14 protein-coding genes and 1 pseudogene are annotated in these 20,356 nt (G+C 64.2%); 5 read left to right on the top strand and 10 right to left on the bottom strand.

Annotation, left to right across the window (positions count from 1 at the left end):
- Positions 1 to 724 (bottom strand): annotated as a pseudogene (locus F6S12_RS22750) (glycosyltransferase); the annotation flags it as partial.
- An 83-nt stretch (positions 725 to 807) separates the two neighbouring features.
- A complete protein-coding gene (locus F6S12_RS22745) occupies positions 808 to 1,167 on the bottom strand; it encodes a response regulator (RefSeq protein WP_011061535.1) in 360 nt (119 codons plus the stop codon).
- Between the two features lie 256 nt (positions 1,168 to 1,423).
- Between F6S12_RS22745 and F6S12_RS22740 the strand changes: the two genes are divergently transcribed.
- The 5 genes from F6S12_RS22740 (at position 1,424) to F6S12_RS22720 (ending at position 7,987) form a co-directional block, all read left to right on the top strand.
- Positions 1,424 to 4,918 carry a response regulator gene (locus tag F6S12_RS22740; RefSeq protein ID WP_315869348.1) on the top strand — a complete coding sequence of 1,165 codons (3,495 nt, stop codon included), beginning with the start codon at positions 1,424 to 1,426 and terminating at the stop codon, positions 4,916 to 4,918.
- On the top strand, positions 4,918 to 5,733 hold the full coding sequence (locus F6S12_RS22735; protein WP_011061533.1) for a CheR family methyltransferase: 816 nt from the start codon (positions 4,918 to 4,920) through the stop codon (positions 5,731 to 5,733). Before F6S12_RS22740 ends, F6S12_RS22735 begins: the two co-directional genes overlap by 1 nt.
- Positions 5,730 to 6,338, top strand: a complete 609-nt coding sequence (locus F6S12_RS22730; RefSeq protein ID WP_053151864.1) for a chemotaxis protein CheB — start codon at positions 5,730 to 5,732, stop codon at positions 6,336 to 6,338. The genes F6S12_RS22735 and F6S12_RS22730 overlap by 4 nt, the downstream gene beginning before the upstream one ends.
- Positions 6,328 to 7,509, top strand: a complete 1,182-nt coding sequence (locus F6S12_RS22725; RefSeq protein ID WP_011061531.1) for a hybrid sensor histidine kinase/response regulator — start codon at positions 6,328 to 6,330, stop codon at positions 7,507 to 7,509. The genes F6S12_RS22730 and F6S12_RS22725 overlap by 11 nt, the downstream gene beginning before the upstream one ends.
- A 100-nt stretch (positions 7,510 to 7,609) precedes the next feature.
- The gene (locus F6S12_RS22720) at positions 7,610 to 7,987 is read left to right on the top strand and encodes a response regulator (protein WP_011061530.1); all 378 of its coding nucleotides are present in this window, start codon (positions 7,610 to 7,612) and stop codon (positions 7,985 to 7,987) included.
- A gap of 10 nt (positions 7,988 to 7,997) precedes the next feature.
- Here the strand turns inward: F6S12_RS22720 and F6S12_RS22715 are convergent, their stop codons facing one another.
- The 8 genes from F6S12_RS22715 to fdhE all read right to left on the bottom strand — a co-directional run.
- Entirely contained in the window at positions 7,998 to 9,668 is a 1,671-nt protein-coding gene (locus tag F6S12_RS22715; RefSeq protein ID WP_161466288.1) for an ATP-binding protein, read from the bottom strand.
- Complete coding sequence (locus F6S12_RS22710) at positions 9,665 to 11,167, bottom strand: ATPase domain-containing protein (protein ID WP_015635782.1); 1,503 nt, start codon at positions 11,165 to 11,167, stop codon at positions 9,665 to 9,667. Before F6S12_RS22710 ends, F6S12_RS22715 begins: the two co-directional genes overlap by 4 nt.
- Positions 11,168 to 11,533: 366 nt before the next feature.
- Entirely contained in the window at positions 11,534 to 12,589 is a 1,056-nt protein-coding gene (locus tag F6S12_RS22705) for a tetratricopeptide repeat protein (RefSeq protein WP_315869347.1), read from the bottom strand.
- A 74-nt stretch (positions 12,590 to 12,663) separates the two neighbouring features.
- The gene (locus F6S12_RS22700; RefSeq protein WP_011061526.1) at positions 12,664 to 13,563 is read right to left on the bottom strand and encodes a bestrophin family protein; all 900 of its coding nucleotides are present in this window, start codon (positions 13,561 to 13,563) and stop codon (positions 12,664 to 12,666) included.
- 337 nt (positions 13,564 to 13,900) lie between these two features.
- Complete coding sequence (locus F6S12_RS22695; RefSeq protein ID WP_019095825.1) at positions 13,901 to 15,322, bottom strand: efflux transporter outer membrane subunit; 1,422 nt, start codon at positions 15,320 to 15,322, stop codon at positions 13,901 to 13,903.
- The gene (locus F6S12_RS22690; RefSeq protein WP_011061524.1) at positions 15,319 to 18,498 is read right to left on the bottom strand and encodes an efflux RND transporter permease subunit; all 3,180 of its coding nucleotides are present in this window, start codon (positions 18,496 to 18,498) and stop codon (positions 15,319 to 15,321) included. Before F6S12_RS22690 ends, F6S12_RS22695 begins: the two co-directional genes overlap by 4 nt.
- 15 nt (positions 18,499 to 18,513) lie before the next feature.
- Positions 18,514 to 19,761 carry a multidrug efflux RND transporter periplasmic adaptor subunit MexE gene (gene mexE, locus F6S12_RS22685; RefSeq protein ID WP_169891511.1) on the bottom strand — a complete coding sequence of 416 codons (1,248 nt, stop codon included), beginning with the start codon at positions 19,759 to 19,761 and terminating at the stop codon, positions 18,514 to 18,516.
- A 391-nt stretch (positions 19,762 to 20,152) separates the two neighbouring features.
- Positions 20,153 to 20,356 (bottom strand): formate dehydrogenase accessory protein FdhE (gene fdhE, locus F6S12_RS22680; protein ID WP_315869346.1); only part of this gene is annotated, 204 nt, incomplete at its 5' end.

The raw sequence follows: 20,356 nt of genomic DNA, 5'->3' as shown, positions 1-20,356 counted from the left end.
CGCGGTTCTTCATCCACAGCACGGCGTCCCAGTTCGGCGCATGGCGAAAGTTGCCGATGCTCAGCAAGTGCGCCCGCTGCTCGAAGGGAGCAAAGCCCTGCGGCAGTTGCCCGAGCATCAGTGGGCACCAGTGCAGCAGGGCCGGCGGCAAGTGGAACTGCTGCACCAGCAGCTCGATTTCCACCTCGGAGATCATCAGGCTCAGGTCGCAGCGATAGATGGCGGCGATCTCGCGCTTGGCCAGGTCGGTGACGGCCATGTGCTGGAATTCCTGCTCCGGCGCCTGGGCGAACAGCGGGCTGAAGTCGTCTTCCTCGGAGCCCTCCTTGAGAACATCCTTGAGGCGCTGGTGCCGGGCATGGCGCAGGCATTGCAGGTCGGAGGTCTCCAGCACCCGCAGGGCATTCGGGCAATGCTGCTCCACCCGCCAGCCGAACTGTTCCTCCATCATGAACTGGTCGAACAGCACGATATCCGGTGCCAGCTCGGCGACGAAACGGTCAAAGCTGGCGTTGTTGAGTTCGATCGGGCATTCACGAATGCCCAGGGCCGTCAGGTCTTCCTTGTGTTCGCCCTCGTTGGCCGGGCTGCTGAAGGTCAGCTCCCAGCCCTGTTCGAGGAAGCTCTGGAGGATCTGCATCATGTGCCCGCCGGCGGCGGAGGAGCGGGGTTCGGGCCAGACGTAACCAATGATCAGGACTTTGGTTGCGGCGGTGGGGCTCATGAGCGGGCATTCCTGGCAGGCGGGGGGTAAAAAAGGCCGCCATTAAACCACAGCGCGCCAGCGCCCGAGCAGGCTGCCTGGCCTCAGCCGAGAATGCTCCGCACCTTGTCGCGCAGCTGGTCGATGGAGAACGGCTTGCCGATGACCGACATGCCGGCCGGCACCTCGATGGACTCGGCGTAACCACTGGCGAACAGCACCGGCAACTGCGGCCGCAGGGTGCGGGCACGCTCCGCCAGCTCGCGGCCGTTCATCCCGGGCAGGCCGACATCGGTCATCAGCAGGTCGATATGTTGCCCGGCGTCCTCCAGCAGGCTCAGGGCCGCTTCGCTGCCGTCGGCCTCCAGCACGCTGAACTCCAGTTCTTCAAGGACATCGACAATCAGCATGCGCACGATGGCATCATCTTCGACGACTAGGATGGTGGAGGCGCTGGCGGGCATAGGGACACTCTCAAGAAATGAATTCGGCGGGGCAGTGCGGCAGGCAGCCCTGTGCATCAGTAAGTGCCGGCTTGCCACAAGTTCCCGAAGCTGTACAAAAAAATCCCCTTGTACAAGCGTCGGCAAGAATAACCGCTTCCTTTGTCCCACGGCAGGACAAATCGCAAGCGAGCGCTACCTTGGTTATAAAAAATAGCTGTCCTGGCTGAATGTGGGGCAAACTTCGTTTTTTTTCACCAGCGCCAAGGCCCATCAAATGATTCGTCCGTCCTCGGTTGATGAACAGAGTTTCCGCAAGCTGCTGACCCGCAACATCAGCCTGCCGCTGGGTGTCGGTGTACTCAGCGCGATTTTTTTCGTGTCCCTGATCACCTACCTGCTCTCGGTCATCCAGTGGGTGCAGCACACTGATCGAGTGATCAACAACCTCAACGAGTCGGCGCGCCTGACCATCGACCTGGAAACCGGCATGCGCGGCTTCCTGATCACTGGCGACGAGCACTTTCTGGACCCCTACGAAGTGGCCAAGCCGCGCATCGTCAGCGAACTGCGCAGCTTGCAGGAGCTGGTGGTGGACAACCCGCAGCAGGTGGACCGGCTCAAGCGCCTGGAAGCCCTGCAGGTGGAGTGGAACAACTTTGCCCAGGGCATGATCGACCTGCGCCGCCAGAGCGGTGATTACCGCGGGGCGGTGCAGGCCGGGCGTGGCAAGCGCCTGACTGACGAGATCCGCAAGGAATACGACGACGCGGTGGCCATGGAGCAGCAGTTGCGCCTGGAGCGTAACGAGAACGTTACCCGCACCACCATTTTCAGCGTGGTGCTGTACCTGCTGTTCGTGGTGGGCATCAGCGCGCTGCTGGCCTACATCGGCCGTCGTGACCTGCTGGCACTGTCCAAGAGCTACAGCGACAACCTCGAAGCCCAGGAAAAGAGCGCCCGGCGCCTGGAGCAGCAGGCCTGGCTGCGCAACGGCCAGACCGAACTGGCCGAGCAGATGCTCGGCCAGCTGAGCCTGAACCTGTTGGGGCGCAACATCCTGCAATTCTGCGCCCAGTACCTGGACACACCGGTGGCGGCGCTCTATGTGCGCGAGGAGCACGGTGGCCTCAGGCGCGTGGCGTCCTATGGCTTCTCCCGGGAACAGGAAGCCCAGGAACAGTCGCTGTACAGTGACGAAGGGCTGGTGGGGCAGGCCGCGCAGCACAAGCGCCTGATCCGTCTGGACGAGGTGCCCGCCGATTACTTCAAGGTCAGCTCCGGCCTGGGCGATGGTTCGCCGCGCAGCGTGCTGGTGGTGCCGACCCGTGACGACGATCGGGTCAACGGGGTGATCGAGCTGGGCTTCCTGCGGGCCTTGAGCGAGCGCGACGTCGAGCTGCTGGAACTGATTGCCGGCAATATCGGCACCTCCATCGAGGCCGCGCGTTATCGCCAGCGCCTGCAGGAAGTGCTGGCCGAGACCCAGCAGCTCAACGAAGAGCTGCAAGTGCAGCAAGAAGAGCTCAAGACCGCCAACGAGGAGCTGGAAGAGCAGTCGCGGATCCTCAAGGAATCCCAGGTGCACCTGGAAACCCAGCAGGTGGAGCTGGAGCAGACCAACGAGCAACTGGCGGAGCAGGCGCAGATCCTGGCCGATCAGCGCGACGCCATGGACCGCAAGAACAACGAGCTCAACGAGGCCCAGACCCAGCTCGAGGAGCGCGCCGAAGAGTTGCAGCGCTCCAGCAAGTACAAGTCCGAGTTCCTTGCCAACATGTCCCACGAGCTGCGCACGCCGCTCAACAGCTCGCTGATCCTGGCCAAGCTGCTGGCGGAAAACCCCCAGGAAAACCTCAGCCCCGAGCAGGTCAAGTTCGCCGAGTCGATCTATTCCGCGGGCAATGACCTGCTGAACCTGATCAACGACATCCTCGACATCTCCAAGGTCGAGGCCGGCAAGCTCGAAGTGCGCCCGGAGAACGCCAGCGTGCCGCGCCTGGTGGACGGGCTGCGCAGCCTGTTCCAGCCGCTGACCCAGGACAAGGGCCTGGAATTCAAGGTGGAGCTGCAACCGGGAGCGCCGCAGATGCTGTTCACCGACCGCCAGCGGGTCGAGCAGATTCTCAAGAACCTGCTGTCCAATGCGGTCAAGTTCACCGAGAAGGGCCAGGTGAGCCTCACGGTGTCCGCTCAGCCGGGGGCCGGTATCGCCTTTGCCGTGCAGGATTCGGGGATCGGCATTGCCCAGGATCAGCAGCAAAGCATCTTCGAGGCCTTCCGCCAGGCCGATGGCACCACCAACCGGCGTTATGGCGGCACCGGCCTGGGGCTGTCGATCTCCCGGGATCTGGCGACCCTGCTCGGCGGCTCCATCAGCGTCAGCAGCGAACCCGGCCGCGGCAGTATCTTCACCCTGGTGCTGCCAGAGCAGTACCAGGAGGCCGCCGAGCCGCTGGTGGCGCCGCCGGCCCCAGTCGCGCCCGTGGCCGCGCCTCAGCCTGCCAGCCTGCCGCAGCCGGTGGCCGAGGCCCCGGGGGCGGACATTCCGCGCTTCGCCGATGACCGCGACAAGGCGCCGTTCAGCAGTCGTTGCATCCTGGTGGTGGAAGACGAGGCGAACTTTGCCCACATCCTCTTCGACCTGGCCCACGAGCTGGGTTACCACTGCCTGGTGGCCCACGGCGCCGACGAAGGCTACAGCCTGGCTGCCCAGTTCATCCCGGACGCCATCCTGCTGGACATGCGCCTGCCGGACCACTCCGGCCTGACCGTGTTGCAGCGCCTCAAGGAGAACGCCCAGACCCGGCACATCCCGGTGCACGTGATTTCGGTGGAAGACCGGGTGGAAGCGGCCATGCACATGGGCGCCGTGGGCTATGCGGTCAAGCCCACCACCCGCGAGGAGCTCAAGGATGTCTTCGCCCGCCTGGAAGCCAAGCTGACGCAGAAGGTCAAGCGCGTGCTGCTGGTGGAGGACGACGACCTGCAACGCGACAGCATTGCCCGGTTGATCGGCGACGATGACATCGAGATCACCGCCGTGGGCCTGGCCCAGGATGCCCTGGACCTGCTGCGCGAGAACGTCTACGACTGCATGGTCATCGACCTCAAGCTGCCGGACATGCTCGGCAACGACCTGCTCAAGCGCATGTCCACCGAGGATATCTGCTCCTTCCCGCCGGTGATCGTCTACACCGGGCGCAACCTGACCCGGGATGAAGAGGCCGAGCTGCGCAAGTATTCGCGCTCGATCATCATCAAGGGCGCGCGCTCGCCGGAGCGCCTGCTGGATGAAGTGACGCTTTTTCTGCACAAAGTCGAATCCCAGCTGTCCCATGAACGGCAGAAGATGCTCAAGACCGCCCGCAGCCGCGACAAGGTCTTCGAGGGCCGCAAGATCCTCCTGGTGGATGATGACGTGCGCAACATCTTCGCCCTGACCAGCGCCCTGGAACATAAGGGCGCGGTAGTGGTGATCGGCCGTAACGGCCATGAAGCCATTGCCAGGCTCAATGAGGTCGAGGATATCGACCTGGTGCTGATGGACGTGATGATGCCGGAGATGGACGGTTTCGAAGCCACGGTGCAGATCCGCAAGGATCCGCGCTGGCGCAAGCTGCCGATCATCGCGGTCACCGCCAAGGCCATGAAGGATGACCAGGAGCGCTGCCTGCAGGCCGGCTCCAACGATTACCTGGCCAAGCCCATTGACCTGGACCGGCTGTTTTCCCTTATCCGTGTGTGGCTACCCAAGATGGAAAGAATTTAGTGGAGCGGAATACCGAGATCGAACTGCGTTTGCTGATCGAAGCTATTTACCTCAAGTACAGCTACGACTTCCGCGACTACTCGGGTGCCTCGATCAAGCGCCGGGTCAACCACGCTTTGCGCCAGTTCGAATGCAAGACCATTTCTGCGTTGCAGGAGCGGGTGCTGCACGACCCCACCGCGTTCATGCAGTTGCTGCAGTTCCTGACCATTCCGGTGAGCGAGATGTTTCGCGACCCGTCGCACTTTCTGGCGATCCGCCAGGAGGTGGTGCCGCTGCTCAAGACCTATCCTTCGATCAAGATCTGGATCGCCGGCTGCAGCACCGGGGAGGAGGTCTACTCCATGGCCATCCTGCTGCGCGAAGAGGGGCTGCTGGAGCGCACCATCATCTATGCCACCGACATCAACCCCAGCTCCCTGGAGAAGGCCAAGCAAGGCATCTTTTCCCTGGAGAACGTGCGGGCCTACACCCACAACTACCAGCAGGCCGGCGGCCAGCGCTCCTTTGCCGACTACTACACCGCGGCCTACGACTACGCGATCTTCGACAAGAGCCTGCGCGAGAACGTAACCTTCGCCGACCACAGCCTGGCGACCGACAGTGTATTCTCCGAAACTCAATTAATTTCTTGTCGTAACGTATTGATTTATTTCAATAAAAAATTGCAGGATCGTGCCTTCGGACTGTTTCACGAGTCCCTCTGCCATCGTGGTTTCCTGGTGCTGGGCAGCAAGGAAACCCTGGACTTCTCCGCCTATGGCAAGCACTTCGAGCCCTTGGTCAAACAAGAACGGATCTATCGCAAGACATGAGCCAGGAGATTGTCAGCCAGGGTTTCTGGCCGCAGATCGAGGCGATCGTGGTAGGGGCCTCTGCGGGTGGGGTCGAAGCCTTGCTGAAGCTGTTCAGCGGTTTCGCCCAGGGTTTCCGCCTGCCGGTGATCGTGGTCCTGCACCTGCCCGACGAGCGCCGCAGCCAGCTGGCCGAAGTCTTCGGCCGGCGTCTGGCGCTGGCGGTGAAGGAAGCCGACGACAAGGAGCAGATCGTGCCTGGCACCCTGTACTTCGCCGCGCCCGGCTATCACCTGTCGGTGGAGCAGGACCGCAGCCTGTCCCTGAGCCAGGAAGAACGCCTGCATCACTCACGCCCGGCCATCGACTACCTGTTCGAGTCCGCCGCCGATGCCTATGGCCGGAACCTGGCCGCGGTGCTCCTGACCGGGGCTAACCAGGATGGCGCCCGCGGCCTGGCCGAGGTCAAGCGCCAGGGTGGCCTGACCATCGTCCAGGACCCCAATGAGGCCCATGTCTCGACCATGCCGGACGCCGCCCTGGCCCTGCATCAACCGGACTACATTCTCCCTTTGCGCGGCATCAGCCGTCTGCTTGCCGAGCTGGAAGGAACCCATGTTAAGTAATATTCAAGCCAAGCTGCTGATCGTCGACGATCTGCCGGAGAACCTGCTGGCCCTGGAGGCGCTGATCAAGCGCGAGGACCGTACGGTGTACAAGGCGCTGTCGGCTGACGAAGCCTTGTCGCTGCTGCTCCAGCATGAGTTCGCCATGGCTATCCTCGATGTGCAGATGCCCGGCATGAACGGCTTCGAGCTGGCCGAGCTGATGCGCGGCACCGAGAAGACCAAGAACATTCCCATCGTCTTCGTCAGCGCCGCCGGGCGCGAGCTCAACTACGCCTTCAAGGGCTACGAGAGCGGGGCGGTGGACTTTCTGCACAAGCCCCTGGACATCCACGCGGTGAAGAGCAAGGTCAACGTATTCGTCGACCTGTACCGCCAAAGCAAGGCCATGAAGCAGCAGGTCGAGGCCCTGGAGCAGAGCCGGCGCGAGCAGGAAGCGCTACTCCAGAAGCTCCAGGCCACCCAGAACGAGCTGGAGCAGGCGGTGCGCATGCGCGATGACTTCATGTCCATCGTCGCCCACGAAGTGCGCACGCCGCTCAATGGCCTGATTCTCGAGACCCAGCTGCGCAAGATGCACCTGGCCCGGGAGAACGCCGCGGCCTTCAGCCTGGACAAGATGCACGCCATGGTCGACCGCGACGAGCGCCAGATCAAAAGCCTGATCCGCCTGATCGAGGACATGCTGGACATCTCGCGCATCCGTACCGGCAAGCTGTCGATCCGCCCCTCGCGGTTCGATCTGGCGCAACTGGTGCGCGGGCTGGTGGAAAACTTCGCGCCTCAGGTGGAAGCGGCGCAGTCGTCCCTGAGCCTGCAGGCAGAGCAGCCACTGGAGGGCAACTGGGACGAGTTCCGCATCGAACAGGTGGTTTCCAACCTGCTGACCAACGCCCTGCGCTACGGCGCCAAGAGCCCGATCGAAGTGCGGGTCTATGCCCAGGACGGCGAGGCTCGGGTCGAGGTGCGTGACCACGGCATCGGTATCAGCGAAGACAACCAGAAGCGCATTTTTCAGCAGTTCGAACGGGTCAGTGCCAACCACGTGGCGGCGGGGCTGGGCCTGGGGCTGTTCATTTCCGAGCAGATCGTCACCGCCCATGGTGGTGCCATCAGTGTCGAGAGCCGGATCGGCGAGGGCGCGCTGTTTCGCGTGAGCCTGCCCCTGTAGAGGCCCGTTGGCCGGTGAATCATTAAAAGCGTAACGCGCACGCAACCTCTGCGTGACCCAATGGTCGTAACAGCAGCAATTGACCGAGCAAAGGTTTTCCATGAGTGAAGATGCACAAGACGTCGTACTGATCGTCGAAGATGAACCAGTGATCCTGATGCTTCTGGCCGACTACCTGTCGGGCCTGGGATACCGGGTGCTGCAGGCCGAGAATGGCGAGCAGGCGTTCGAGATTCTCGCCAGCAAGCCGCACCTGGACGTGATGATCACCGATTACCGCCTGCCGGGCGGGATCACCGGGGTGATGATCGCCGAGCCCGCCGTGAAGCTGCGTCCGGATCTGAAGGTGATTTTCATCAGCGGCTACCCCAACGAAATCCTCGAATGCGGCAGCCCCATCACCCGCAAGGCGCCGATCCTGGCCAAGCCCTTCGACCTCAACAGCCTGCAGGAACAGATCCAGCAATTGCTGGCCTGAAGCCCGGCTATCAGTCGCGGATCATTTCCCGCACCTTGGCGGTCAGCAGGTCGAAGGTGAACGGCTTGGTGATCAGTTGCATGCCGGGTTCGAGAAAGCCACCACGGGCCGCCGCGTGCTCGGCGTAGCCGGTGATGAACAGGACCTTGAGCTCCGGACGGATCTGCCGCCCGATTTCCGCCAGTTGCCGGCCATTCATGCCCGGCAGCCCGACATCGCTGATCAGCAGGTCGATGCGCTGCGCCGAGTCGAGGATCGGCATGGCGCTGCGGGCATCGCCGGCTTCGACAAAGGCGTAGCCCAGTTCGCTGAGCACCGCACAGACCAGCACCCGCACCGCCGGGTCGTCCTCGACGATCAGCACGGTTTCACCGTTCTGCGCATTGGGCGGTTGTTGCACCAGAGGGTGTTCGGCCTGCTCCAGGTCGCCGACAAAACGCGGCAGGTACAGGCTGACCTCGGTACCCCGGCCCAGGGTGCTGTTGAGGGTCACATGGCCGCGGGACTGCTTGCTGAAGCCGTAGATCATCGACAGCCCCAGCCCTGTGCCCTGGCCGATGGGCTTGGTGGTGAAGAACGGATCGAACACGCGGTTGATGATCGCTTCGGGCATGCCGCAGCCGTTGTCGCTGACTCGCAGCAGCACGTAGTCCCCCGGCTTGAGGTTGTCGTGGGCCTGGGCGAAGTCCGGGGCCAGGCGCTGGTTGAGGGTTTCCACCAGCAGCCGGCCGCCGTTGGGCATGGCGTCCCGGGCGTTGAGCACCAGGTTGAGCAGGGCGCTTTCCAGTTGGTTGGGGTCGGCTTCGGCCACCCATAGCTGCGGGTCCAGGCGCATGTCCAGCTCGATGCTTTCGCTGAGGCTGCGTTGCAGCAGCTCGTCCATGGAGGTCACCAGGGCGTTCATCTCCACCGGCTTGGAGTCCAGCGACTGGCGCCTGGAGAAGGCCAGCAGGCGGTGGGTCAGGCCGGCGGCGCGGTTGGCCGAGGTCACCCCCAGGTCGATCAGGCTGTCCAGGTCCTCGGTGCGGCCCCGAGCCAGGCGCCGGCGCAACAGCTCCAGGCTGCCGATGATGCCGGTGAGCATGTTGTTGAAGTCGTGGGCGATGCCGCCGGTGAGTTGTCCCACGGCTTCCATCTTCTGTGACTGGCGCAGGGCTTCTTCGTTGTGCCGCAGTTGTGCGGTGCGTTCTTCCACCTGCTGTTCCAGGGTCTCCAGGGTGCGTTGCAAGCGCAGTTCGCTCTGGCTCAGGTCGATCAGCCGGTCGCGGGCGTCGTACTGCCGGCGCCTGCCCCGCAGGGCGGCGCTGACCAGGCTGATCAGGGTCGCCGGGTGGAAGGGCCGTTCCAGAAAGCTGACGTTGCCCAGGGGCTCGCTGAAGCGCGATGCCGGGTTCTGCTCGGGGCCGCCGTGCTGGGTCAGCAGCACGATGGGCAGGTCCGACCACGCCGGTTGCTGTTCCAGGTGGCGCAGCAGGGGCTCCAGGTCGACCCCGCGCAAGGCTTCGGCGGCGATGATCGCCAGCCCGGCGCCGTGCTCCAGCTGCTCGCACAGGGCGGGCAGGTGCGGGGTGATCAGGCTGCTGAAGCCGGCCTCCTTGAGCATCATCTGCGCCAGTTGGCTGTCACGCCCGTGGGGCGTGAGCACCAGAGCCCGTTCGGAAAAGTCCAGGTCGGGGCTCATTGGCCCTCATCCCTGAGCAGGGGTTTGCTCTCGCCCAGGTAAGTGGGTACGCCCCGCAGCACGCCCTGGAAGGCTTCCAGGGGCTCGCCTATGGTCAGGCCACGAGCGCTAATGCGGTATTCACGAATGGTCGACTCGTGGCTGCCGGTGCGTTTCTTGATGATGGAAATGGCCCGGCGCACCTTGCCCAGGGCCTCGAAGTAACGCAGCAGGATCACGGTGTCGGCCAGGTAGGTGATGTCCACCGGGGCCTGCATGTCGCCCACCAGGCCATGCTGGGCCACTGTCATGAAGGTGGCGGCGCCCTGGCGGTTGAGGTACAGCAGCAATTCGTGCATGTGCAGCACCAAGGCATTTTCCTCGGGCATCGCTGCCTGGTAGCCGTTGATGCTGTCGATCACCACGGTCTTGATCCGCTCCTGGTCGACGCAGCGTCGCACCCGGTAGGACAGCTCCCCCGGCGAGAGCTCGGCGGCGTCCACCTGTTCGATGATCAGGTTGCCGCTGGCCTGCAGCGCCTTGAGGTCGATGCCCATGTTGCGCATGCGCTCGAACAGCAGCCCCAGCTCCTCATCGAAGATGAACAGCGCGGCTTTCTCTCCCCTGGCTACGGCGGCCGCTGCGAAGATCATCGAGATCAGCGATTTGCCGGTGCCGGCGGGGCCGAGGATCAGGGTGCTGGAGCCGGTCTCGATGCCGCCCCCCAGCAGCGCGTCCATCTCGGTGATGCCGCTGGTCAGGGTCAGGCGCTGGTATTGACCGCGGTGCTCGGCGGCCACCAGGCGCGGAAACACCTGGACCCCGTCGCCCATGATGGTGAAGTCATGGAAGCCGCCGCGGTACTTCTGGCCGCGGTATTTCACCACCCGGATGCGCCGGCGTTCGGCGCCGTAGCTGGGGGTCAGTTCTTCCAGGCGGATCACCCCGTGGGCCACGCTGTGCACGGTCTTGTCCAGGGATTCGGTGGTCAGGTCGTCCAGCAGCAGGACGGTGGCGTCATAGCGCACGAAGTAGTGCTTGATCGCCAGGATCTGCCGCCGGTAGCGCAGGGAACTTTGCGCCAGCAGGCGGATTTCCGAAAGGCTGTCGAGCACCACCCGGGTCGGCTTGACCCGCTCCACCACTTCGAAGATCTGCCGCGTGGCTTCCCCCAGCTCCAGGTCCGAGGAGTACAGCAGGCTCTGCTGGTGCTCGGCGTTGAGCAGGCTTTCCGGCGGGATCAGCTCGAAGATGTGGATGTTCTCGTCCAGTTGCCAGCCGTGGGATTGCGCGCCCTGGCGCAACTCGCGCTCGGTTTCCGAGAGGGTGATGTACAGGCAGCGCTCGCCGGCGGCGGCGCCGGCCCGCAGAAAATGCAAGGCCACGGTGGTCTTGCCGGTACCGGGTTCGCCTTCCAGCAGGAACACATGGCTACGTGACAATCCGCCGGAGAGAATATCGTCCAGGCCTTCGATGCCGGTGGCGGCTTTTTCGCTGAGCAACGCAGATGAGGTCGACAAACAATGCCCTCGCAAATAGGTCCAAGTGATCGGCGACGGCGTCGAGCACCTTGATATCGCTGATAAATCACTTGACCGCCTGCCGCTGGCACGGTTCAACCTTTTGTCGCCGTGGAGCCGCTGCTGAGCACAGCAGGCGCAGGGGGGGCAAGGGTGCCAAAGGTTCGGCTGGGGATTGCCAGGCAAGGCCCTGCGGGCCTTTTCGCAGCCTCGCAGGCTCGGCAGCGGCTACAGGTTTTGTGCTGGCTCTTGTAGCCGCTGGCGCAGGCTGCGAACGGCTTGGGCGGCATTCCGACGCAGCAGGCGCGGGGGCTCAAGAGCGCCAAAGGTTCGGCTGGGGATCGCGAGGCAAGGCCCGGGAGGCGGCTACAGGCCCTGCTGTAGGGCCGGGTCGTCGGGGTTCTGCTGTTCCAGCTGGGCCAGCAGGATCTGGACGTTCTGCAACTGGCCGCTTTCCTTCCAGTAGCTGATCAGCAGCACCCGCGCCTTGCGGTTGTAGGGCTGGCGCTGGACGATTTCCTCCAGTTGCTTCTGCGCCGCTTCCAGCTCCTGTTCGCTGTGCAGGGTGGTGGCCAGGTCGTAGCGGTAGGCGGCGTTGTTAGGCTCCAGTTCCACCGCCCGGGACAAGCCGAGCAGGGCGAACTCACCCTGGCCATGGTGCAGCAGCCAGAGCCCCAGGGCATGTTGCAGGTAGGCCGAATCCTGCTGTGCCTGCAACTGCTTGGCCAGCAATTGGCGGGCGGCATCGCTCTGGCCCTGCTTGTCCAGCACTTCGATCTGCAGCACCACTGCCTGCAGGTTGTCCGGGGCCAGGCGCAGGGCCTGTTCCAGGGTCTGCTGGGCCTTGATCAGATCGGCATTGTGCAGGTACAGGCGAGCCAGCTGGTACTGGGCCTCGACGTTGTCGCCGCGGGTCTTGAGCACTTGGGTGTATTCGTCGATCACCTGCTGCAACGGGCCGAAGTACAGGCCCTGGTCGTCGGGGCTCAGGCCCAGCAGGGCGTCCACCGCGGCGAAGCGCACGCTCTGTTCGTGATCGTCCAGCAACGGCCCCAGCAGCAGGCTGCGCTGGCCGCTGGGCACCAGGCCGAGCACGCTCTTGATCGCCGCTTTGCGCACCTCGGCAGAAGGGTGATAGAGGTCGGCGTCCGCCAGTTTCAGTGCCTGGGGGCTGGGGTAGTTGGCCAGCACTGCCAGCAGGCGGATGCGCTGCTGGTCGTCGAGGTCGGGCCGGCCCAACTGCTGGTAGAGCACGCGCGCCGCGCCAGGCTGGCCGTTGCGGGCTTTTTCCAGTGCCGCGCTGTAGCCATGCTTGATGGCCTCGGGAACCTGCGGCGGGCTGCTGCGCAGAAAGCTCCAGGCCAGGGCGAGGACGACGACGGTAAGCAGGCTGATCAGCAGGTAGCGGCGGGGCTGGGACATGCAGGAATCCGGAAGCTGGCGACTTTTGGAAGGCGCAAGCTTCGGTCAGGAACCGGCTTGAGTCAAACCCCGGTTCAGGTCAGCACGTACTCCTGCGGCTCCAGCAGCGGCGGCAGCTCGGTTTGCCCCAGCGCCGCCAGGACTTCGCGCTCCAGGCCGCGCAATAGAGCGCTGCACGGCAGGTCGTTGTCGTCATAGCCGAAAGGGTCTTCGAGGTCGTCGCCGATCTCGTCCAGGCCCAGGAAGGTGTAGCTGACAATGGCGGTGAAGATCGGCGTCAGCCAGCCCAGGGGCTCGGCCATGGCGAACGGCAGGAGGATGCAGAACAGGTAGATGGTGCGGTGCAGCAGCAGGGTGTAGGGGAAGGGCAGCGGGGTGTTCTGGATCCGCTCGCAGGCGGCCTGCACCAGGCTCAGGCTGACCAGCCGGGTTTCCAGCTGGGTGTAGCGCCATTCGCTGATGAGCCCCTGCTGGGCCCACTGCGAGCAGCGCTGGCCGATGCGTTGCAACTGCGCGTCGGTGAGGTTCGGGTGGCCGGGGTCGAGGCTGGCCTGGGCCCAGGGGCGCAGGGCGGCGGCCTCGTCTTCATGGCGCAGGCGGGCGATCAGGCTGTGGGCAAAGCCGCACAGGTCGCGCAGCATGCCCTCGCGCTCGGGGTGGCCGTCGATGATCAGGCTTTCACGGATCAGCGAACGCACCTCGATGATCAACTGCCCCAATTGCTTGCGGCCTTCCCACCAGCGGTCGTAGCAGGCGTTGTTGCGAAAACTCATGAAGATCGACAGCGACAGCCCCAGCAGGGTGAAGGGCGTGGCGTTGACCTTGGAGAAATAGCTCGGTTGCAGGGTTTCCACCAGCACGATCACCGAGGCCAGCAGTGTGACCAGTACGCAGCGCAGGGCAATGCGCTTGGCAATCGAGCCCTTGAGGGCGAAGAGGATGCCGATCAGGTTCGGCTTGGGGCGGACAATCATGAGGGCGGAGGCCAGGGCGATTACGCGGCGAGTGAAGAGTAGGAGCGCGCTGTGGGGCTGTCCAATCGCAATGGCCAACCACATGATCGACGGCCTCTATCAACGGGCTTGGGGTGGGCGGTGTTCTGGCGGGCGCCTTCGCTGGCAAGCCAGCTCCTACCGGGGCCATGTATTCGGGGCCATGCGTTTGGGGCCATGCGTTGCGCGGGCTCTTTTAGGAGCCGGCTTGCCGGCGAAGAGACCCTTGAGCCGGGCAAAAAAAAGCCCCGCGACCGAATGATCCACGGGGCCAAACATTGGTTGGTTGCGGCCAACCAAAGGAGCTCGTTGCAAATCCTTACTTGCTGGCTACCGTCTCCGGTTGCCAGCCACCACCCAGGGCCTTGTAGATGGCGACGATGCCGCGGTACAGGTCGACTTCGGCCTGGGCCTGGGAGTCTTCGGCGGCCAGGCGTTCACGCTGGGCATCGAGCAGCACCAGGAAGTCCACGGTGCCTTCGCGGTAGCGGATCTCGGCCAGGTCCGCGGCGGCGCGGCTGGATTCGCTCTGGCGAATCAGGGAGATCAGCCGTTGCTGGCGCTTGCCGTAGTCGCTGAAGGCGTTTTCCGATTCCTCCAGGGCCAGCAGCACCTGCTGCTCGTAGCTGGCCAGGGCGCCGTCGGCATTGGCGTCGGCGCCGCGCAGGCGGGCTCGCACACTGCCCAGGTCGAAGGCCGCCCAGGTGATGCTCGGGCCCAGGGCCCAGGCATTGGCCGCCGAGGAGCCGATCTGCGAACCGCGCCCGGCAGTGAAGCCGAGGAAGCCGCTGAGGCTGACCCGCGGGAACAGGTCGGCCTTGGCCACGCCGATGCGCGCGGTGGCTGCTGCCAGCTTGCGTTCGGCGCTGAGAATGTCCGGCCGGCGTTGCAGCAGCTCGCCCGGGTCGCCAATCGGCAGGGCCTTGGCAATGGCCGGCAGCTGCGCCGGCGACAGGTCGACGCTGAGCTTGTCCGGGCGTTCACCCAGCAGGGTGGCGATGCGGTTGCGCTGGCGGGTCTGCTCGGCCTGCAACTGCGGCACGCTGGCTTCCACCGAAGCCAGGCGGGCGTCGGCGCGGACCACATCGAGCTGGTCGCCGACCCCGGCGTCGCGCAGGCTTTCAGTGATCTTGCGCGACTCCTGCTGGTTGTCCAGGTTGGCCAGGGCAATCTTTTCCCGCAGCTGTGCGCCGCGCAACTGGCCGTAGGCGTCCACCAGCTCGGCGATCATGGTCACCTGCAGTTGGTAGAGGTCGGCCTCGGCGGCCTGCTGGTCGGCGTCGGTGGCTTCCAGGTTGCGCTGGATGCGGCCGAACAGGTCCAGCTCCCAGGCCATGTCCAGGCCCAGGTCGTAGCGCTCGCTGTTCACTCGCTTGGTGGTCTGGCCGGGGATCTGCCCCTTGGCCAGGTCGCTGCTGGCGCGGCTGGTGATGGTGGGCATGGCGTCATTACTGGCGTCATCGCGAATCGCCCGGGCGGCCCGCAGGCGGGCGAAGGCCACCCGCAGTTCACGGTTGCCCTGCAACGATTTGCTCACCAGCTGGTTGAGAGTCGGGTCATCGAATTGCTGCCACCAGATGCCTTCGAAGCGTGCGCGGTCGAAGTTCTTCTGGCCCGCAGCGCCATCGGTGGCGGCGCTGATGTGCGCCGCCTCGGTGGTTGGGCTCTGGTAGTCCGGACCGACGGCGCAGGCACTCAGGGCCAGCACCAGCAGGCTCGGCAGGAAGACTTTGGAACTCATTGTTGCGCCTCCAGTTGCAGAGCACGGGCGGCTTTGCGCGCCTCGCTGCGCTCCACGTAGTTGCGGATCAGTACATAGAACACCGGAGTCAGCAGCAGGCCGAAGAAGGTCACCCCGAGCATCCCGGAGAACACCGCGACACCCATGGCATGACGCATTTCCGCACCGGCGCCGCTGGAGATCACCAGGGGCACCACGCCCATGATGAAGGCGAAGGAGGTCATCAGGATCGGCCGCAGACGCAGGCGGCAGGCTTCCAGCACCGCGGCCAGCGGGTCGAGGCCTTCCTCTTGCTTGTCCTTGGCAAACTCGACGATCAGGATCGCGTTCTTGCAGGCCAGGCCCACCAGAACGATCAGGCCGATCTGGGTGAAGATGTTGTTGTCGCCCCCGGAGACGATCACCCCGGTAATGGCCGACAGCAGGGTCATGGGCACGATCAGGATCACCGCCAGTGGCAGGCTCCAGCTTTCGTACTGAGCGGCCAGCACCAGGAAGGCCAGCAGCACGCAGAGCGGGAAGACGAACAGCGCGGTGTTACCGGCCAGGATCTGCTGGTAGGTCAGCTCGGTCCATTCGTAGGTCATGCCGTTGGGCAGTTCTTCCTTGAGCAGTTTCTCGATCGCCGCTTCCGCTTGCCCGGAGCTGTAGCCCGGGGCCGCTGCGCCGTTGATTTCCGCGGTGACAAAACCGTTGTAGTGCATCACGCGGTCGGGGCCTGCGGTGTCGCTGACCTTGATGAAGGTCGCCAGGGGAATCATCTCGCCCTTGTTGTTGCGCACTTTCAGCTGGCCGATCTGCTCGGGTTCGAGACGGAACTGCTGCTCGGCCTGAACGTTGACCTGGTAGGTGCGGCCAAAGCGGTTGAAGTCGTTGGCATACAGCGAACCCAGGTAGATCTGCAGGGTGTCGAAGATGTCGGAGATCGCCACGCCGTGGGTCTTGGCCTTTTCCCGGTCGATGGCAGCATCCACCTGGGGCACGTTGACCTGGTAGCTGGTGAACAGCCCGGCCAGTTCCGGCACGCTACGGCTCTTGGTGATGACGTTCTGCACTTCCTTGTACAGCTCGTCGTAACCCAGGCCGCTGCGGTCCTCCACTTGCAGGCGGAAGCCGCCGATGGTTCCCAGGCCCTGTACCGGCGGCGGTGGGAAGATCGCCATGTAGGCGTCCTGGATATCCGCGTACTTGCCGTTCAGGGCACCGGCAATGGCCCCGGCGGACATGCTCGGGTCCTTGCGTTCGTCGAAGGGTTTCAGGGTGACGAAGACGATGCCGTTGTTCGGGCTGTTGGTGAAGCCGTTGATCGAAAGGCCAGGGAAGGCCACCGCGCTTTCCACGCCGGGCTGCTTGAGGGCGATGTCGGACATGCGCTTGATCACGTCTTCGGTGCGGTCCAGGCTAGCGGCGTCCGGCAGTTGGGCGAAGGCCACCAGGTACTGCTTGTCCTGGGCCGGGACGAAACCGGTCGGGGTGTGGGCGAAGCCGAACCAGGTCAGCACCATCAGGCCGGCATAGAGGAACAGCGCGATGCCGCTGCCGCGGATGACCCGGCGCACGGTGCCGACGTAACCATGGCTGGCACGATCGAAGAAGCGGTTGAACGGCTTGAACAGCCAGCCCCCCAGCAGCTTGTCGAGGATCTTCGAGAAGCGGTCCTTGGGCGCATGGTGTTCCTTGAGCAGTACCGCGGCCAGGGCCGGCGACAGGGTCAGGGAGTTGAAGGCCGAGATCACCGTGGAGATGGCAATGGTCAGGGCGAACTGCTTGTAGAACTGCCCGGTCAGGCCACTGATGAAGGCCGCCGGTACGAACACCGCACACAGCACCAGGGCGGTGGCGATGATCGGGCCGGTCACTTCACGCATGGCACGCTTGGTGGCTTCCACCGGGTTCAGGCCCAGGCCGATGTTACGTTCGACGTTCTCCACCACCACGATGGCGTCGTCCACCACGATGCCGATGGCCAGCACCAGGCCGAACAGCGACAGGGCGTTGAGGGAGAAGCCGAACAGGTGCATGACCGCGAAGGTGCCGATCAGCGACACCGGTACGGCCACCAGCGGGATGATCGAGGCACGCCAGGTCTGCAGGAACAGGATCACCACCAGCACTACCAGGATCAGGGCTTCGAACAGGGTGTGCACCACGGCCTCGATGGAGCCGCGGACGAAGATGGTCGGGTCGTAGACGATGCTGAAGTCCATGCCTTGCGGGAAGCTCTGCTTGAGTTCGGCCATCTTGGCCCGCACTTCATTGGAGATCTCGATGGCGTTGGAGCCCGGGCGCTGGAAGATCGGGATCGCCACCGCCGGCTGGTTGTTGAGCAGGGAACGCAAAGCGTACTGGCTCGACCCCAGCTCGATGCGGGCGATGTCCTTCAGGCGGGTGATCTCACCGTCCTCACCGGAGCGGATGATGATGTTCTCGAACTCTTCCTCGGTGACCAGGCGGCCCTGGGTGTTGACCGATAGCTGGAAGCTGGTGGCGGTGGGCGCAGGCGGCGCGCCCAGGGCACCGGCGGCGACCTGGCGGTTCTGTTCACGGATGGCGGTGACCACGTCGGTGGCGGTCAGGTTGCGCGAAGCGGTCTTGTTCGGATCCAGCCAGACCCGCAACGAGTAGTCGCCCATGCCGAACAGCTGCACGTCCCCCACGCCGCCCAGGCGCGCCAGCTCATCCTTGATGTTGAGCAGGGCGTAGTTGGACAGGTAGAGCATGTCGTAGCGTTTGTCCGGCGAGGTCAGGTGGACCACCATGGTCAGGTCCGGAGAGGCCTTGTCCACGGTAATACCGATGCGCGTCACTTCTTCGGGCAGCTTGGGCTGGGTGCGGGTCACGCGGTTCTGTACCTGCACCTGGGCGTTGTCCAGGTCGGTGCCCAGGGCGAAGGTGATGGTCAGGGTGATCTTGCCGTCAGCGGTGGATTGCGAGGACATGTAGAGCATGTTCTCGACCCCGGTGATCGCCTGTTCCAGGGGCGCGGCCACGGTTTCACCGATGACTTTCGGGTTGGCCCCCGGGAAGTTGGCGCGCACCACCACGGTGGGCGGCACCACTTCCGGGTATTCGCTGATGGGCAACTGGAACAGCGAGATGGCGCCGGCGATCAGGATCAGCAGCGACAGCACCGCGGCGAAGATCGGCCTTGAAATGAAGAACTGGGAAAAATTCATCTTGAGAGTCGTCCCTTAACCGCGCGGTGTCGCAGCGGCGAGTTTCACAGCCGGAGCCGCCTTGGCAGGGGTGACCTGCGGCAGGTTGCTGGCTTCCAGTGCTTGGCGTTGTTGGGCCAGGGCGGCGAGGGTTTCCTTGCTGGCCATGGGGATCACTTCAGGCGTGACCGGTGCGCCGGGACGTGCCCGCTGCAAGCCCTTGACGATGATGGTGTCGTCCTTGCTCAGACCGTTGCGCACGATGCGCAGGCCTTCGATCTTCGGCCCCAGTTCCACGGCGCGGTAGGCCGGCTTGTTGTCGGCGTCCATCACCAGCACGAACTTCTTGCCCAGGTCGGTGCCCACGGCTTCGTCGTTGATCAGCATCGCCGAGTAGGTGCCGCTGCCCACCAGTTTCAGGCGCGCATAGAGGCCCGGGGTGTAGCTGCCGTCGCTGTTGTCGAACACCGCGCGGCCACGGATGGTGCCGGTCTTGGGGTTGACCTGGTTGTCGACGAAGTTCATCTGCCCCAGGTGCGGGTGGCCTTCTTCATTGGACAGGCCCAAGTACACCGGGGTGGTCTGGCCGCGCTGGCCCTGGCGGGCGAGCTGGGTGTACTTGAGGTACACGCGCTCGTCGGCGTCGAAGTAGGCGTAGACCTTGTCGGTGGAGACCAGGCTGGTGAGCGGGGTGACATCGGCGGTCACCAGGTTGCCGGCGGTGATCTGCGCGCGGCTGACCCGGCCGCTGATGGGCGCCACCACCCGGGTGAAACTCAGGTTGAGCTTGGCCACGTCCAACTGGGCCTGGATCGCATCGACCCCTGCCCGGGCTTCCTGGGCGGCGCTGGTGCGGGTGTCGGCCAGCTCGGCGGAAATCGCGTTGCTGGTCAGCAGGCGCTGGCCGCGCTGGGCTTCGTTGGCACTGCGGGTCGCGGTGGCCCGAGCCTGTTGCAGCTGGGCTTCGAGGCGGCGTACTTCAGCCTGGAAAGGCCGTGGGTCGATCTGGAACAGCAGGTCGCCTTTCTTCACCAGGGCGCCTTCGGTGAAGGCCACCTGATCGATCTGGCCCGAGACCCGAGGTCGGATCTCCACGGTTTCCGGGGCTTCCAGGCGCCCGGTGAATTCATCCCATTCGTTGACCGGCTGTTCCAGCACCTTGGCCACGCTGACTTTGGCAGCGGGCGGGGCGGAGGCGGTCTCAGGGGTTTTGCCGCACGCGCTCATCACCAGCACGGCGAGAACGGCGAGTGGAAAACGTAGGAGTTTGACTGACTGGTCCATGGTGCATCCGCCACTGTATTTGAGATGGGCGGATGATGCTCGGCAGGGTTGTATCTCACGAATCGAATGAAGCGAAGGTAACTATCATTCGGAATGATATAAGCGCCAAGCAAGCCCTCTAGCATGCACCTTTCGTTAGGCTGCTATCAATTCCCTGGCGTGCAATTAGTTATTGCGGCTGACGCAATATTGGCCGGTGCTACCGGAGTCGACTGGCCCGCGAAAAGGGCCTTTCGACGCCCGGGTGCTTTCGTTGGCAAGCCCATTTCTACGAGGCTTTTGGGTGCTGGGATCACCGATTCCTCCGATATCAGTTGCTGTCCAGCCTGGGGCTGGGGCAGCGCAGACCTTCGAGCTAGCCGCTTCGGTGGATTTCTCGGGCCGCCAGACGTCATGCCTGGCCGGGAAACAGGAACGGGTTGATGCTGCTTCGCGCGAAGCCTTCAGCCTCAAGCCCGGCATCCAGGGCCAAGGACGCGAGATCGTCGGCCACCGGCTCCAGCGTCTGATCGTGTGGGTAATAGAACACCTTCAGGTAGCTCTGGCAGTCTCCACAGCTCTCGGCCTTGACCGCGCTGTCCTGGTGCTCCAGCGA

Source organism: Pseudomonas sp. JV245A (assembly GCF_032424515.1).
Classification (GTDB): Bacteria; Pseudomonadota; Gammaproteobacteria; order Pseudomonadales; family Pseudomonadaceae; genus Aquipseudomonas; species Aquipseudomonas protegens.
The sequence above is the reverse complement of the archived record's forward strand: the minus strand, read 5'-3'. Positions and strand labels throughout refer to the sequence as shown.